This window comes from Pseudomonas sp. GW822-FHT03F04, assembly GCF_058801405.1.
The window spans coordinates 332,291-348,271 of the sequence record NZ_JBXANF010000003.1 but is presented as its reverse complement, the minus strand read 5'-3'; the positions used below and the strand labels follow the sequence as shown (position 1 = coordinate 348,271).

Here is a 15,981-nt window from a genome sequence, read left to right as displayed (position 1 = left end):
GGTACTACTGCTCGGGTGACCGTTGATTCTGCATAGCTGCTTTACAGTCGTAGAGCACTGCAGGGAACTTGCCAGCTCCATTGGTTACCCGAGTTTAATTTTTTTCGCAAGCAGCCGATCCCGGGCCGCTTTAGCGGAGCATTCAAACAGATGAATTTAGAAAATGCCCTCTAAACAGTCCGAGGCGCGGACTAGAGCATCAGCTTGACGACGGACTCGTCCGGGTCGCGGGTTTTGCCGGCGGCTTTGAGTTCGGCCAGATAATCCGCCCAGAGTGCGTCATAACGTCGCCCCAGTTCGTAGAGGTAATCCCAGGTGAACAGGCCGCTGTCGTGACCGTCGTCGAAGGTCAGTTTCAGTGCGTACTGACCGGCCGGTTCTACCTTGGTCAGGCCGACGTGCAGCTTGCCGAATTGCAGGATCGGTTTGCCGTGGCCCTGGACCTCGGCGGAGGGCGAATGCACGCGCAGGAATTCGGCGGGCAGGGTGTACTCCTCGCCGGACGCGTATTTGAGCGACAGGGTTTTCGAGGCTTTGTGCAGTTTGATGTCGGTGGGGAGTTGGGTCATTGCCGGCGTTCCGTCAGGTGAAAAAAATTGTGGGAGCCGATGGCTCCCACAGTTTCACGACCACTGTCAGTATGGCTTACAGGATATAACGAGACAGATCTTCGTTCTGCGCCAATTCACCCAGATGGCTGTTGACGTACTCGGCGTCGATCAGGATCGCCTTGTCGTCGTGGGCGCTGGCCAGGTCACCGGCGCTGAACGACACCTCTTCCAGCAGGCGTTCGAGCAGCGTGTGCAGGCGACGGGCACCGATGTTCTCGGTCTTCTCGTTGACCTGCCAGGCAATCTCCGCCAGGCGCTTGATGCCGTCAGGCTGGAACTGAATGTTCAGGCCTTCGGTCTTCAGCAGCGCGCAGTATTGCTCGGTGAGCGAGGCGTGCGGTTCGCTGAGGATGCGCTCGAAGTCTTCCGGGCTCAGGGCCTTGAGTTCGACGCGGATCGGCAGACGGCCTTGCAGCTCCGGCACCAGGTCGCTCGGCTTGCTCAGGTGGAAAGCACCGGAGGCGATGAACAGGATGTGGTCGGTCTTGACCATGCCCAGCTTGGTGTTGACGGTGCAGCCTTCGATCAGCGGCAGCAGGTCGCGTTGTACGCCTTCACGGGACACATCGGCGCCGCCGACATTGCCGCGCTTGGCGACCTTGTCGATTTCGTCGATGAACACGATGCCGTGCTGCTCGACCGCTTCCAGGGCCTTGGCCTTCAACTCTTCTTCGTTGACCAGGCGACCGGCTTCTTCATCGCGCACCAGCTTCAGCGCTTCCTTGACCTTGAGCTTGCGAGACTTCTTCTTGCCCTTGCCCATGTTGGCGAACAGGGACTGAAGCTGGTTGGTCATCTCTTCCATGCCCGGCGGCGTGGCGATCTCGATGCCGGCCATTTCGGCGACTTCGATCTCGATTTCCTTGTCGTCCAGTTGACCTTCGCGCAGGCGCTTGCGGAACAGCTGGCGGGTGTTGGAATCCGGGCTCGGCGCTTCTTCGTTGCTGAAGCCCATGCGTGCCGGCGGCAGCAGGGCGTCGAGGATTCGGTCCTCGGCAGCGTCTTCGGCGCGGTGGCGAACGCGGGTCATTTCCTGCTCGCGCAGCATTTTGATCGCGGCATCGGCCAGATCACGGATGATCGATTCGACGTCGCGGCCGACGTAGCCGACTTCGGTGAACTTGGTCGCTTCGACCTTGATGAACGGCGCATTGGCCAGCTTGGCCAGGCGACGGGCGATCTCGGTTTTACCGACACCGGTCGGGCCGATCATCAGGATGTTCTTCGGGGTCACTTCAACACGCAGCTCTTCAGGCAGCTGCATGCGGCGCCAGCGGTTGCGCAGGGCAATCGCGACGGCGCGCTTGGCATCGTCCTGGCCGATGATATGGCGATTGAGTTCGTGGACGATTTCGCGGGGAGTCATGGACATAATAATTGACGGTCCTCAAGCAGAAACAAGCCGTGGCACAGGGCCGACTCAGGCTTCTTCAGCGAGATCCTGCTCCTCAATGGTCTGAGTGTGGTTGGTGAATACACAGATGTCGGCGGCGATCCCGAGAGCGGTCTCGACGATTTCGCGGGCCGACAGATCGGTCTTTTTCAGCAGCGCGCTGGCAGCAGCTTGGGCGTAACCGCCACCGGAACCCATGGCGATCAGGCCGTTTTCCGGTTCGACCACGTCACCGTTGCCGGTGATGATCAGGGAGGCGTCCTTGTTGGCGACCGCGAGCATGGCTTCGAGGCGGCTCAGGGAACGGTCGGTGCGCCATTCTTTTGCGAGTTCGACGGCGGCGCGGATCAGGTGGCCCTGATGTTTCTCGAGCTGGCCTTCGAAACGTTCGAACAGGGTAAAGGCGTCGGCGGTGGCACCGGCGAAACCGGCGATGACCTGGCCGTGGTACAGGCGACGAACTTTCTTCGCGTTGCCTTTCATCACGGTGTTGCCGAGAGAAACCTGGCCGTCGCCGCCCATGACGACTTTGCCGTGGCGGCGGACTGAAACGATGGTGGTCAAGGGAAGAGTCTCCACACTGCGGGGCGAAAATGCCTTATGCCCATTCATATGGGGGTGGTGGAGAGGATTTCAACTGCGGGGAGGGAGAGGGGACGAGCGGTGTTGTCGCGCTGATCCTCCCCACGCAGAGCGCGGGAAGGATCATTGGGGGGGAATCAGCGGCTCTGGCGTTGTTGTAACAACAGGTTGCTGAAGCCCGCGCCCGCCAGTTGTTTCTGGGCGGTGGTCAGTTGTTCGCGGTTGCTGAACGGGCCGACCAATACGCGGTACCAGGTTTCATCCTTCACCGTCCCGGATTCAACCGCTACCGCCTGGCCGAGCAGAATGATCTGCGCGCGCACCTTGTCGGCATCGGCCTCTTTGCGGAACGAACCGGCCTGGAGGAAGAACTTGGTTACTGGCGCAGCCTTGGTCACCGGTGGCGCTGGCGGCGGGGTAATCCCGGCCAGTGCAGCCTGCGCGCGCGCCGTGTCGATCTTCGCCGCTTCGGCCGGGGTCACCGGCGTGGTCGGGATCGCCGGCACCTGTGGCGTCGGCAGGGTTTTCTCCGGCACGGCGTCTGGCGGCACGATCACTTCCGATTCCGGCAGCAGGGTGTAGAAGTCGTACTTCGGCTTCACCGGTTGCGTCGGGCTCGGCGGGGTCTTGTTGGCCTCGGCGATCTTGGTGGCTTTCTGTTGCTGCTGTTGCTCGATCTTCTCGCGCTTGACCGTGTCGCTGCCCTTGCCCGGCTCCAGTTTCATCAGGAACACGATGAACGCGCCGACCGTCAGGCCGATGGCCATCCACAGCCAACCCGGGATCGGTTGCTTTGCAGGAGCTTGGTAACGGCTGGCGCCACGCTTGGGTGCAGGTTTTTTCTTGGCAGCCAACTTACATACGCTCCAGGGTTTCCAGGCCGAGCAGTTCCAGGCCTTGCTTGAGGGTACGGCCGGTCAGCGCGGCAAGGCGCAGACGGCTTTGCATTTGTGCCGGGTTGTCGGCGGCGAGGATCGGGCAGTTCTCGTAGAAGCTGGAGAACAGGCCGGCGACGTCGTACAGGTAGGTGCACAGGGTGTGTGGCGTGCCCTTTTCCGCGACGTTGTTCAGCACTTCACCGAACTGCGCCAGTTTGGCCGCCAGTTCCTGTTCGTGCGCCGCTTCGAGAACGATCTGGCCGTCGACTTCGCTGAAGTCCTTGCCCAGTTTGCGGAACACGCCGGCCACGCGGGTGTAGGCGTACAGCAGGTACGGCGCGGTGTTGCCTTCGAAGTTGAGCATCAGGTCGAAGTTGAAGCTGTAGTCGCTGGTGCGGTGCTTCGACAGGTCGGCGTACTTCACCGCGCCGATGCCCACGACTTTGGCGATGTTGCGCAGCTCGTCTTCGGCCAGCTCCGGATTCTTGTCCTTCACCAGGGTGTAGGCGCGTTCCTGAGCTTCGGTCAGCAGATCGATCAGCTTCACGGTGCCACCATCACGGGTCTTGAACGGACGGCCGTCGGCGCCGTTCATGGTGCCGAAGCCCATGTGTTCCATTTCCATCGGATGGGTCACGAAACCGGCCTTACGCGCCACGGCGAACACTTGCTGGAAGTGCAGGGCCTGACGCTGGTCGACGAAGTACAGCGCACGGTCGGCCTTCAGCTTGCCGCTGCGGTAGCGCACGGCGGCCAGGTCGGTGGTGGCGTACAGGTAGCCGCCGTCAGCCTTGACGATGATCACCGGCAGCGGCTCGCCTTCGGCGTTCTTGAACTCGTCGAGGAACACGCACTGGGCGCCGTTGCTTTCGACCAGCATGCCGGCGGCTTTCAGGTCGTTGACCACGTTGATCAGGTCGTCGTTGTAGGCGCTTTCGCCCATCACGTCGGCCATGGTCAGTTTGACGTTGAGCAGTTCGTAGATCTTCTGGCAGTGCGACAGCGAGATGTCCTTGAACTTGGTCCACAGCGCCAGGCATTCGGCATCGCCGGCCTGTAGCTTGACCACCAGGCCACGGGCGCGGTCGGCGAATTCCGGGGACTCGTCGAAACGCTGCTTGGCGGCGCGGTAGAAGTTTTCCAGGTCCGACAGTTCGTCGCTGGTGATCGGGTTTTCCTGCAGGTACGCCATCAGCATGCCGAACTGGGTACCCCAGTCGCCAACGTGGTTCTGACGGATCACGGTATCGCCGAGGAACTCGAGCACACGGGCCACGCCGTCGCCGATGATGGTAGAGCGCAAGTGACCGACGTGCATCTCTTTGGCCAGGTTCGGTGCCGACAGGTCGACCACGGTGCGTTGCGCCGGGCCGGCCTTGCGTACGCCAACGTGTTCGTCCGCCAGGGCGGCGTCGAGGCGCGAGGCCAGCGCTTGCGTGTTCTGGAAGAAATTGAGGAAGCCGGGGCCGGCGATTTCGGCCTTGGTGACGTTCTCGTCAGCCGGCAGGGCGGCGATGATTTTCTCTGCCAGGTCGCGCGGCTTCATGCCCGCAGGCTTGGCCAGCATCATCGCGATGTTGCTGGCGAAGTCGCCGTGGGTCTTGTCTCGGGCGTTTTCCACCTGGATCGCCGGCGTCAGGCCTTCAGGCAACACACCTTCGTTGACGAGTTGGGTGAGGGCTTGTTGGATCAGCTGGCGAATGGTGTCTTTCATGGTCTTCTCTTTCGACCGCAAGCGCGGCGGCGCATCGATGCGCGGGTGGAAAAACTGGGCATTATCCGTTGCGAAGACGGGCTTGCCAACCTTAGCAGGCAGGATGTGGATGTGTGGTGACAATTCGAGCGGTTTTGCCCGGTCAGTACAGATCCACCGGATCGACATCCAGCGACCAGCGCACCGCCCGGCCGCTCGGCATCTGCTCCAGCGCCAGCAGCCAGCTCGCCAGCAACCGGTGCAGCGGCGCCCGGGCCGTGGCCTGCAACAGCAGCTGCGCGCGGAAGCGTCCGGCTCGACGTTCCATCGGCGCTGGCACCGGTCCCAGCAACTCGATGCCGCTCAGGTTCTGCTCGGCCAGCAAGCGCTCGGCCTCGCTGCAGGCTTCATCAAGAAAACCTTCGGCCTGCCCCGGCTTGTGGGCTTCGGCGCGCAACAGTGCCAGATGCGAGAACGGCGGCAGCCCGGCGGCGCGGCGTTCGCTCAGGGCCTGTTCGGCGAAGGCGAAATAACCCTGTTCGGTCAGTTGCACCAATAAAGGGTGGTCGGCGAGGTGGGTCTGGATGATCACCTTGCCCGGTTCTTCCGCCCGCCCGGCACGGCCGGCGACCTGCACGATCAGCTGCGCCATGCGCTCGCTGGCGCGGAAGTCACCGGAAAACAATCCGCCGTCGGCGTCGAGGATCGACACGAGGGTGACCCGGGGGAAGTGGTGACCCTTGGCCAACATTTGAGTGCCGACCAGAATGCACGGCTGACCTTTCTGGATCGTGGCGAACAACTGATTCATGGCGTCCTTGCGCGACGTGCTGTCGCGGTCGACGCGCAGTACCGGATAGTCCGGGAACAGAATCGCCAGCCGCTCCTCGGCCCGTTCGGTGCCGGCGCCCACCGGCCGCAGATCGACCTTGTTGCACTTCGGGCACTGGCGCGGCACGCGCTCGACATAACCGCAGTGGTGGCAGCGCAGTTCGCCATAGCGCTGGTGCACGGTCATCCGCGCATCGCAGCGCTGGCACTCGGACATCCAGCCGCAATCGTGGCACAGCAGGGTCGGGGCAAAACCCCGGCGGTTGAGGAACACCAGCACTTGTTGGCCGGCGGCGAGGGTCTGGCCGATGGCCTGCTGCATCGGCCCGGAAATGCCGCTGTCCAGCGGACGACTTTTCACATCCAGGCGCAGGAACCGTGGCTGCTTGGCGCCGCCGGCCCGTTCATTCAGGCGCAGGAGTCCGTAGCGACCGGTGTAGGCGTTGTGCAGGCTTTCCAGCGATGGCGTCGCGGAGCCGAGGACAATCGGGATGTTTTCCTGCCGCGCCCGCACCAGCGCCAGATCCCGTGCGTGGTAGCGCAGGCCTTCCTGCTGTTTATAGGAACCGTCGTGTTCTTCGTCGATGATGATCAACCCCGGATTCTTCATCGGGGTGAACAGCGCCGAGCGGGTGCCGATAATAATGTCGGCCTCGCCATCGCGGGCGGCGAGCCAGGCGTCGAGCCGCTCGCGGTCGTTGACCGCCGAGTGCAGCAGGGCGATGCGCGCATTGAAGCGTTGTTCGAAGCGCGCCAGGGTTTGCGGGCCGAGGTTGATCTCCGGGATCAGCACCAGCGCCTGCTTGCCGGCTTCGAGGGTTTCGCGGATCAGCTGCAGATAGACTTCGGTCTTGCCGCTGCCGGTAACCCCGGCCAGCAGGAACGCGTGATAACTGTCGAAACCGGCGCGAATCGCTTCATACGCAGCGCGCTGTTCGCTGTTGAGCGGCAGTTCCGGCTGGGCCAGCCAGTGCTCGTGGCGTGCGCCGGGGGCGTGGCGACGCACTTCGACCTGCACCAGATCCTTGGCCAGCAGCAGATCGAGGCTGTCCTTGTTCAGCATCAGTTTGCTAAGCAACTGATGGGCGACGCCGTGAGGATGCTGGGCCAAAGTCGCCAGGGCTTCACGCTGGCGCGGCGCGCGGGCGATGCGCGGGTCATCGAGGCTGGCACCGGGGGCAGCGGACCAGAAACGCTCCTGCCGGGCCTCGGCCAGTTCGCCCTGGCGCAGCAGCACCGGCAGTGCCCAACTCAAGGTGTCGCCGAGGCTGTGCTGATAATACTGGGCGGTCCACAGGCACAGCTTGAACAGTGCTGGCGGCAGCGGCGCCGTGGCATCGAGCAGGGCCAGCGCCGGTTTGAGCTTCTCCACCGGCACTTCACTGGTGTCAGTGACTTCCACCAGAATCCCGATCATTTCCCGCCGACCGAACGGCACTCGCAGGCGCATGCCCGGTTGCAACTGCGAACGCAGCACGCCGGCCGGGGCCCGATAGTCGAACAGGCGGCGCAGGGGCGAAGGCAGGGCGAGGCGCAGAATGGCGTCGGGCACGCGGAGGATTCTCATAGGCGGGGCGGTGAAGAAGGGCGGGAGCCTAGCAGACGGTCGGTTCTGTGTCCTCCATCAGGAAAGCGTTCAAATGTTGACGAGTGGGTTTTGGCGTCAGGCAAGGCGCTACGACGACTCATAGCTTGCTATGGGGAGGAGTAGCAACGCAGCCTGACGTCAAAAGACGCCGTCAACATTGAACAGTCTTTTCTGATGGAGGGCACCCCGGACAGCTTGCGTGATTGAAAAGGTCTGGTAGAATCCGCGGCCTAATTACGTGCGGTATTCAACAATAGTGTTGGGTGGCGGCACGCTAGCCTGAGGAAGACACCATGAAAGCTGATATCCATCCAGAATACCCAGCAGTTGCTGTTACCTGCAGCTGCGGCAACAAGTTCGAAACCCGTTCGACCTTCGGCAAAGCCCTGGCGATCGACGTTTGCAACGAGTGCCACCCGTTCTACACCGGTAAGCAGAAGACTCTGGACACCGGTGGTCGCGTTCAGAAGTTCGCCGACCGTTTCGGTGCTTTCGGCGCGAAAAAGGCCTAAGGCCCTTCATTCTGGAAAGCCTCAAAGGTTTTTCCGGTCTGATGAAAAAGGCGTCCCTTGCGGGCGCCTTTTTTGTGTCCGCGATTTGGCTGTCCGGCGCCCAGGCCTTCTGCCCTGCTCCCGCCGGCCTGACCAGCGTCTCCGTGCAGCGCGTGGTCGACGGCGACACCTTGCGCCTGAGCGACGGGCGCAGCGTGCGGATGATCGGGCTCAACACCCCTGAGCTCGGCAAGCAGGGTCGCAGTGACGAGCCATTCGCGGCAGCGGCGCGCAAGCGCCTCGAAGCATTGGTCGCGGAGGGCGACGGTCGGGTTGGCCTGCAGCTCGGCGCCGAGTCCAAGGATCATTACGGCCGGACCCTGGCCCATGTTTTCAGCGCCAAGGGTGACAATCTCGAAGCGCAAATGCTCGCCGATGGCCTCGGTTTCCAGGTCGCGGTGGCGCCGAATGTCGATCTTGTCGATTGCCAGCAGGCTGCCGAACGACGTGCACGGCAGGCCGGTCTTGGCCTGTGGAAGCGCTCACCTGTACTGAAAGCGGAGCAGATCGAGCGATCGGGTTTCGCCGTGGTCAGCGGTCGTGTGAGCAAGGTTCAGCGCAATCGCGGCGGAATCTGGATCGAATTGCAGGACAAGCTTGTACTGCGCGTTGCACCCAATCTGCTGGATCGTTTCGATGACGCTTCGTTGCTAGCGCTGAAGGGCAGGCAGATCGAGGCCCGAGGCTGGGTGGTCGACCGTTCGCGACGGGGCGGATTGAAACCGGGTCAGGCCCGCTGGTTGTTGCCGCTGACCGATCCTTCGATGTTGCAATCGTCTCGCTGAAGAAAAATTGTAGACATTTTTTCTGTCGATTGTGAACAGTCAAGCCCTTGTGCGCCGTGGCTCTTGGCCCAAAGTCGTAGGGCAGGGCGCTTGACAGGGGTGACCGGGCAGTCTTGTGGGGACTTTGCGAGGCGCGTATCCTCGCTGACCAGTCTGTCCAACAGTAAAAAGCGGAATGCCAAAATGTCTGATCTGAAAACTGCCGCTCTCGAATATCACGCCCATCCTCGTCCAGGAAAGCTGAGTGTCGAGCTCACCAAGGCCACTGCTACCGCCCGCGACCTGTCGCTGGCCTACAGCCCCGGCGTAGCTGAACCAGTGCGCGAGATCGCTCGCGATCCTGAACTGGCCTACAAGTACACCGGCAAGGGCAACCTGGTTGCAGTCATTTCCGATGGCACCGCGATTCTGGGCCTGGGTAACCTCGGCCCACTGGCTTCCAAGCCAGTGATGGAAGGTAAAGGCGTGCTGTTCAAGCGCTTCGCCGGCATCGACGTGTTCGACATCGAAGTCGATTCCGAAAGCCCGCAAGCCTTCATCGACACCGTAAAACGCATTTCCATCACCTTCGGTGGCATCAACCTGGAAGACATCAAGGCGCCTGAGTGCTTTGAGATCGAACGCGCTCTGATCGAGCAGTGCGACATTCCGGTGTTCCACGATGACCAGCACGGCACCGCGATCGTGACCGCTGCGGGCATGATCAACGCCCTGGAAATCGCTGGCAAAACCCTCGGCGAAGCCAAGATCGTCTGCCTGGGCGCCGGCGCTGCCGCTATCTCCTGCATGAAATTGCTGGTGAGCATGGGCGCCAAGGTCGAGAACATCTTCATGATCGACCGTACCGGCGTGATCCACGCTGGCCGTGACGACCTGAACCAGTACAAGGCTGTGTTTGCTCACGCTACCGAGAAACGCACGCTGGACGACGCCATCGAAGGCGCTGACGTATTCGTCGGCCTGTCGGGCCCGAACCTGCTGAGCGCCGAGCAACTCAAGCGCATGGCGGCCAACCCGATCGTGTTCGCGTGCTCCAACCCGGATCCGGAAATCTCCCCGGAACTGGCCCACGCCACCCGTAACGACGTGATCATGGCCACCGGCCGTTCGGACTACCCGAACCAGGTCAACAACGTGCTGGGCTTCCCGTTCATCTTCCGTGGTGCCTTGGACGTTCGCGCCAAGCGCATCAACGAAGAAATGAAAGTGGCTGCTGCCAACGCCCTGCGTGAACTGGCCAAACTGCCGGTTCCACAGGAAGTTTGCGACGCCTACGGCGGCATCAAGCTGGAATTCGGTCGTGAGTACATCATTCCGAAGCCAATGGACAAGCGCCTGATCACCCTGATCTCCGACGCCGTGGCCAAGGCCGCGATCGAGACCGGTGTGGCCACCCTGCCGTATCCGAAGCACTACCCGCTGAAAAGCGTGGATGACGTGTTCAACGGCTAAGTCGTTGTAGCGCTTCAACCGAAAGCCCCGGCTCGTGAGAGTCGGGGCTTTTTTGTGCCTGAGGGTTTTGTGTCGGGTGTGGCCGGTTCATCCAGCACCAATCCTGAAGGCAATAAAAAAGCCCCGCACTTCTCACGAAGGCGGGGCTTTTTGGCGGATCAGGATCGGGATCAGAACAAATCGATCGGCGCCTGTTCATCCGCCGGCAGCGGGCTGCCCGGCGCGGTACCGTTGCCGATCTCGTTGACCGACGGCGGCGTGTCTTCGGCCTTGAACAGCTCGAAGTAGGCGCCCGGTGTGCTCGGTGTGGCCGCGCGGCCGCTGACCGGGTCCACCCGCAGGCTGAGGATGCCTTCCGGCTCTGGCTGGACATGCGGCGGCTTGTCCTTGAGTGCGGCGCTCATGTAGTTCATCCAGATTGGCAGCGCTACGGTGCCGCCGAACTCCCGGCGACCAAGGCTTTCCGGCTGGTCGAAACCGGTCCAGACCGTGGTCACGTAATCGGCGTTGTAACCGGAGAACCACGCATCCTTGGATTCGTTGGTGGTACCGGTTTTACCCGCGATGTCGCTGCGACCCATGGCCAGTGCACGACGACCGGTGCCGAGCTTGATCACGTCCTGCAGCATGCTGTTGAGGATGTAGGTGGTGCGACCATCGACGATGCGCTCGGCGACTGCCGGCACTTGCGGCATTGCGGCACTGCCCGGCGCTTCACCCGGAATCGGCGCTGCGTTGACGGTGATCGATTGGGTCGCCGGTGCCGCGATGCCGTCGGTGGCTGCGCCGCCCTGCGGTACTGTCGGCGGGTTGGCGACAAACAGCGTGTCGCCATTGCGGCTTTCGATCTTGTCGATGATGTACGGGGTGATCTTGAAACCGCCGTTGGCGAAGGTGCTCCAGCCGGTGGCGATTTCCATTGGCGTCAGGGTCGCGGTGCCCAGCGCCAGGGACAGGTTAGGCGGCAGGTCCTGTTTGTTGAAGCCGAAGCGGGTGATGTAGTCGATGGTCTTGCCTACGCCCATCGCCTGCAGCAAGCGGATCGAAACCAGGTTACGCGACTTGTACAGCGCCTCACGCAGACGGATCGGGCCGAGGAAGGTGTTGGTGTCGTTCTTCGGACGCCAGACCTTGTCCAGGTACTCGTCGACGAACACGATCGGTGCGTCGTTGACCAGGCTGGCGGCGGTGTAGCCGTTATCCAGCGCGGCGCTGTAGACGAACGGCTTGAAGCTCGAGCCCGGCTGACGCTTGGCCTGCATTGCGCGGTTGTAGTTGCTCTGCTCGAAGGCGAAACCGCCGACCAGCGAACGGATCGCGCCGTTTTGCGGATCCAGCGACACCAGCGCGCCCTGGGCCTGTGGAATCTGGCTGAACTTCAGCGAATTGTTCGGCTGGCGCTGCACGCGCACCAGGTCGCCGACCTGCGCGACATCCGATGGCTGACGCGGCGCGGCGCCCATGCTGTTGGTATTGAGGAACGGACGGGCCCATTTCATGGTGTCCCACGCCACGTGCTCTTCGCCGGTGCGGGTCAGCACTTGCAGACCGTTCTTGTCGACCTGGGTGACGATGGCTGGCTCGAGGCTGCTGATGGTGCGCTGCTTGGTCAGTTCGGTGGCCCAGGCTTCATGGGTCTTGCCCGGCAGACGCGATTCAGGGCCACGGTAGCCGTGACGCTGGTCGTAGGTCATCAAACCTTCGTGCAGCGCGGTGTTGGCCATTTCCTGAAGGTTGCTCGGCACCGTGGTGGTGACGCGGAAACCTTCGGTATAGGCGTCGCTGCCGTAGCGGCCGACCATTTCGGCGCGGGCCATCTCGGCGATGTACGGCGCGTTCACTTCCGGGGTTGGCACGTGATAGCTGGCGTTCAACGGCTCGTTGATGGCGGCGGTGTAGTCGGCCTCGGTGATCTTGCCGAGCTTGTACATGCGCCCGAGGATCCAGTCGCGACGCTCCTTGCTGCGCGCCGGGTTGGCCAGCGGGTTGAAGCGCGACGGGGCTTTCGGCAGGCCGGCGATCATCGCCATCTGCGCCAGGCTGACCTCACGGATCGACTTGCCGTAATACACCTGCGCCGCCGCCTCGATGCCGTAGGCGCGGTTGCCCAGATAAATCTTGTTCACGTACAGCTCGAGGATCTCGTCCTTGGTCAGCTGCCGTTCGATCTGCAGGGCCAGGAGGATTTCCGTGGTCTTGCGCGAGAAGCTGCGTTCGCTGGTCAGGAAGAAGTTCTTCGCCACCTGCATGGTGATGGTGCTGCCGCCGGACTGGATGTGTCCGCTTTTGACCAGTTGGGTTGCGGCACGCATCAGGCTGCTCGGATCGACGCCATAGTGGTTGGCGAAGTTGTCGTCTTCAGCACTTAGTAACGCATTGATGAAATTGGGGGGAATGTCGGCGAAACGGATCGGCGTGCGGCGCATTTCGCCAAATTCTGCGATCAACTTGTTGTCGCTGCTGTACACCCGGAGCGGAATCTGCAACTGAATGCTTCTCAGCGCCTCCACAGATGGCAAACCCGGACTAAGGTAAAGAAACGCGCCGCTGAGACCTAAAAGCAGTCCGCAGAAAACGGCGACGATGGACCAACCGAAGAATTTCAGCAGACGAATCAAGGCTTTTGGACATCCAGGGCAAAGAATGAATTGGGCGACAGGGTTCCGGAAACACACAGAACGGCCCGCGCCGGCAGTAAAAAGCGGAAAAAATCGCTGGGCATTATAAGCACTTTTCCGCTGGGGGCGTCATTTGCGCTTCTGTCAAGACGGGGCGAGGGAACGCAATGCGCATTACAGAGTCCGTAACTCACGGATAGTCATAGGGAATTGGTAGTGCTAGGACTCTTCAACAAAAAGACCAACACGTTACTGGGGATCGACATCAGCTCCACTTCGGTGAAGCTGCTGGAGCTGAGCCGTCAGGGTGAGCGCTACCGGGTCGAGGCGTACGCGGTGGAGCCGTTGCCGGCCAACGCCGTGGTCGAGAAGAACATCGCCGAACTCGAAGGCGTCGGGCACGCCTTGTCCCGGGTGCTGGTCAAGGCGCGTACCGGGCTCAAGAGCGTGGCGGTGGCGGTGGCCGGCTCGGCGGTCATCACCAAGGTCATCGAAATGGACGCCGGGCTGTCCGACGACGAGCTGGAAAACCAGCTCAGGATCGAGGCCGATCAATACATCCCCTATCCGCTGGACGAAGTTGCCATCGACTTCGAAGTTCAGGGCGTTTCACCGCGCAACCCCGAACGGGTCAATGTGCTGCTGGCCGCCTGTCGCAAGGAAAACGTCGAAGTCCGCGAGGCGGCACTGGCCCTCGCCGGCCTGACTGCGCGGGTGGTGGATGTCGAGGCGTATGCGCTTGAGCGCTCGTTCGGCTTGCTGGCCATGCAGTTGGCGGCTTCCCAGGAGCGCCTGACCGTTGCGGTGGTCGATATCGGCGCCACCATGACCACCCTCAGCGTCCTGCACAACGGCCGGATCATCTACACCCGCGAGCAACTGTTTGGCGGACGCCAGCTGACCGAGGAAATCCAGCGCCGTTATGGCCTGACCATTGAGCAGGCCGGGCTGGCCAAAAAGCAGGGCGGTCTGCCGGACGATTATGTCAGCGAAGTCCTGCAGCCCTTTCGCGAGGCGCTGGTGCAGCAGGTCTCGCGTTCCCTGCAATTCTTCTTCGCCTCCGGCCAGTACAACGCGGTCGACCATATTCTGCTGGCCGGTGGCACGGCGTCGGTGCCCGGGCTGGATCGGCTGATCGAAGAGCGCCTGGGCACGCCGACCCAGGTCGCCAATCCGTTTTCCGACATGGCCTTGAGCAGCAAGGTCAACGCCGGGGCCCTGGCCAGTGATGCGCCGGCCCTGATGATTGCCTGCGGGCTCGCGCTCAGGAGTTTCGACTGATGGCGCGGATCAACCTTTTACCCTGGCGTGAGGAGCGCCGCGAAGAACGACGCAAACGCTTCCTGCTGGCCCTGACGGGCGTGGTGGTCGGTTCGGTCGGCGCGGTCTTCATTGCTGCGCAGATCTTCAGCACCGCCATTGAGCGGCAGCAGACGCGCAACGATTACATCGGCAAACAGATCGCCGTGGTCGATGAGCGGATCAAGCAGATCAGCGAGCTCAAGGCGCGTCGCCAGCAATTGGTGGAGCGGATGCGCATCATCCAGGACCTGCAGGCCAACCGGCAGGTCAGCGGGCGGATTTTCGATCAACTGGCACGCACCCTGCCTGACGGGGTGTATTTCACCAGCGTGAAAATGGTCGGCAAAACCCTGTCGATCAGCGGTGCGGCGGAGTCGAACAATCGAGTGTCCGACCTGATGCGCAATCTCGATGCATCCGACTGGTTCGATGCGCCGAGCCTGAACGAGGTCAAGGCGACCACGGCCGGGCAACTGGATCAGGCCAACGTCTTTCAACTGACCGTCCGTCAAACCCGGCCCAAGAACCTGGAGGACGATCAATGAAACCGTCCGAATGGTTCGCAAGCCTGCGCAATATCGATTTCAACGACCTGGATACCAGCAACATCGGCTCCTGGCCGCCGGCCGTCAAAGGCCTGGCCGGGGCGCTGTTGATGATCCTGGTCCTGGCGCTGGGCTACAACTTTTTCGTCAGTGACATGGAAAACCAGCTTGAGCTCAAGCGTACGGAGGAAGCCACGCTCAAGGAACAGTTCACCAGCAAGGCACACCTGGCGGCCAATCTCGAGCTGTACACCCAGCAGATGAAGGAAATGGAGAACTCGTTCGGCGTCCTGCTGCGGCAATTGCCCAGCGACACCGAAGTGCCGGGGCTGCTGGAAGACATCACGCGCACCGGTCTGGGCAGCGGTCTTGAATTCGAGGAGATCAAGCTGTTGCCGGAGGTGACGCAGCAGTTCTACATCGAATTGCCGATCCAGATCACCGTCACAGGCGCGTATCACGACCTCGCCACCTTCGTCAGCGGTGTGGCCGGATTGCCACGTATCGTGACCCTGCACGACTTCGAGCTGGCGCCGGCCAACCCGGAAGGCGGGACGAAGTTGCGCATGAGCATCCTCGCCAAGACGTACCGCTACAACGACAAGGGGCTGCAAAAATGAGCCCGATCCGTTTCCTTCTATTGTCGACCTTGACGCTGGGCTTGAGCGGTTGCGGCGGCAACGACTTCAGCGATCTCGACGCCTACATGAATGAAGTGCGCCTGCGACCGCCGGGCAAGATCGAGCCGACGCCGACCTTCCGTTCCTACCCGACGTTCACCTACAGCGCCGCCAGCCTGCGCAGCCCGTTCTCGCGTCAGGTGCGGGTCGATCTGGCCGGGCAGCAGCATGGTTCGCGCAACGTCAAGCCGGACCCGAACCGGGTCAAGCAGTACCTCGAAGGTTTCAACATCGAGCAATTCGAGATGGTCGGCACGATTGCCAATGCCTCCGGCTCCTTTGCGCTGCTGCGCGGGGCGGGCGGGGTGCATCGGCTGAAAGTCGGCGATTACCTGGGGCGCAACGACGGGCGCATCGTCGCGATCAGCGCCTCCCAGGTCGATGTGGTCGAAATCGTTCCCGATGGCGAAGGCGCCTGGCTGGAGCGGCCGCGCACCATTCCTTTGAAAGAGCACTCATAGTGGAAGTCGAA

At 62.1% G+C, this 15,981-nt stretch carries 14 protein-coding genes; 7 read left to right on the top strand and 7 right to left on the bottom strand.

The window, feature by feature from the left end:
* Positions 1-191: 191 nt before the first annotated feature.
* The 6 genes from AC1RMX_RS08185 to AC1RMX_RS08160 form a co-directional block, all read right to left on the bottom strand.
* Positions 192-569 carry a gamma-butyrobetaine hydroxylase family protein gene (locus AC1RMX_RS08185; protein WP_085711048.1) on the bottom strand — a complete coding sequence of 126 codons (378 nt, stop codon included), beginning with the start codon at positions 567-569 and terminating at the stop codon, positions 192-194.
* Between the two features lie 76 nt (positions 570-645).
* A complete protein-coding gene (gene hslU, locus AC1RMX_RS08180; RefSeq protein WP_096819927.1) occupies positions 646-1,983 on the bottom strand; it encodes an ATP-dependent protease ATPase subunit HslU in 1,338 nt (445 codons plus the stop codon).
* 48 nt (positions 1,984-2,031) lie between these two features.
* Positions 2,032-2,568 (bottom strand): ATP-dependent protease subunit HslV, encoded by a 537-nt coding sequence (gene hslV / locus AC1RMX_RS08175; RefSeq protein ID WP_003220875.1) that lies wholly within the window; start codon positions 2,566-2,568, stop codon positions 2,032-2,034.
* Positions 2,569-2,723: 155 nt separating this feature from the next.
* Complete coding sequence (locus AC1RMX_RS08170; protein ID WP_096819926.1) at positions 2,724-3,440, bottom strand: SPOR domain-containing protein; 717 nt, start codon at positions 3,438-3,440, stop codon at positions 2,724-2,726.
* Position 3,441: 1 nt separating this feature from the next.
* Positions 3,442-5,178 carry an arginine--tRNA ligase gene (gene argS / locus AC1RMX_RS08165; RefSeq protein WP_493071407.1) on the bottom strand — a complete coding sequence of 579 codons (1,737 nt, stop codon included), beginning with the start codon at positions 5,176-5,178 and terminating at the stop codon, positions 3,442-3,444.
* Between the two features lie 142 nt (positions 5,179-5,320).
* Positions 5,321-7,540, bottom strand: a complete 2,220-nt coding sequence (locus AC1RMX_RS08160; protein WP_096819924.1) for a primosomal protein N' — start codon at positions 7,538-7,540, stop codon at positions 5,321-5,323.
* A 329-nt stretch (positions 7,541-7,869) separates the two neighbouring features.
* On the opposite strand from AC1RMX_RS08160, the gene rpmE reads away from it, so the two are divergent.
* The 3 genes from rpmE to AC1RMX_RS08145 all read left to right on the top strand — a co-directional run bounded on the left by rpmE (position 7,870) and on the right by AC1RMX_RS08145 (position 10,364).
* Positions 7,870-8,088: a 50S ribosomal protein L31 gene (gene rpmE, locus AC1RMX_RS08155; RefSeq protein ID WP_007975586.1), complete on the top strand. Its 219-nt coding sequence runs from the start codon at positions 7,870-7,872 to the stop codon at positions 8,086-8,088.
* Positions 8,089-8,129: 41 nt separating this feature from the next.
* Positions 8,130-8,912, top strand: a complete 783-nt coding sequence (locus AC1RMX_RS08150) for a thermonuclease family protein (protein ID WP_493071405.1) — start codon at positions 8,130-8,132, stop codon at positions 8,910-8,912.
* 183 nt (positions 8,913-9,095) lie between these two features.
* The gene (locus AC1RMX_RS08145; RefSeq protein ID WP_096819922.1) at positions 9,096-10,364 is read left to right on the top strand and encodes a malic enzyme-like NAD(P)-binding protein; all 1,269 of its coding nucleotides are present in this window, start codon (positions 9,096-9,098) and stop codon (positions 10,362-10,364) included.
* Positions 10,365-10,534: 170 nt separating this feature from the next.
* Here AC1RMX_RS08145 and AC1RMX_RS08140 read toward each other — a convergent pair whose 3' ends face one another.
* Positions 10,535-12,979 carry a penicillin-binding protein 1A gene (locus AC1RMX_RS08140; RefSeq protein ID WP_371858309.1) on the bottom strand — a complete coding sequence of 815 codons (2,445 nt, stop codon included), beginning with the start codon at positions 12,977-12,979 and terminating at the stop codon, positions 10,535-10,537.
* Between the two features lie 219 nt (positions 12,980-13,198).
* On the opposite strand from AC1RMX_RS08140, the gene AC1RMX_RS08135 reads away from it, so the two are divergent.
* Genes AC1RMX_RS08135 through AC1RMX_RS08120 form a run of 4 tightly spaced genes read left to right on the top strand, consistent with a single transcriptional unit; the run spans position 13,199 to position 15,970 of the window.
* Positions 13,199-14,263: a pilus assembly protein PilM gene (locus AC1RMX_RS08135; protein WP_102620205.1), complete on the top strand. Its 1,065-nt coding sequence runs from the start codon at positions 13,199-13,201 to the stop codon at positions 14,261-14,263.
* Complete coding sequence (locus AC1RMX_RS08130; protein ID WP_192559571.1) at positions 14,263-14,829, top strand: PilN domain-containing protein; 567 nt, start codon at positions 14,263-14,265, stop codon at positions 14,827-14,829. Before AC1RMX_RS08135 ends, AC1RMX_RS08130 begins: the two co-directional genes overlap by 1 nt.
* Positions 14,826-15,449 carry a type 4a pilus biogenesis protein PilO gene (gene pilO / locus AC1RMX_RS08125; RefSeq protein WP_102620203.1) on the top strand — a complete coding sequence of 208 codons (624 nt, stop codon included), beginning with the start codon at positions 14,826-14,828 and terminating at the stop codon, positions 15,447-15,449. The genes AC1RMX_RS08130 and pilO overlap by 4 nt, the downstream gene beginning before the upstream one ends.
* Complete coding sequence (locus AC1RMX_RS08120; RefSeq protein ID WP_096819917.1) at positions 15,446-15,970, top strand: pilus assembly protein PilP; 525 nt, start codon at positions 15,446-15,448, stop codon at positions 15,968-15,970. Before pilO ends, AC1RMX_RS08120 begins: the two co-directional genes overlap by 4 nt.
* The last annotated feature ends 11 nt before the right edge of the window (positions 15,971-15,981 follow it).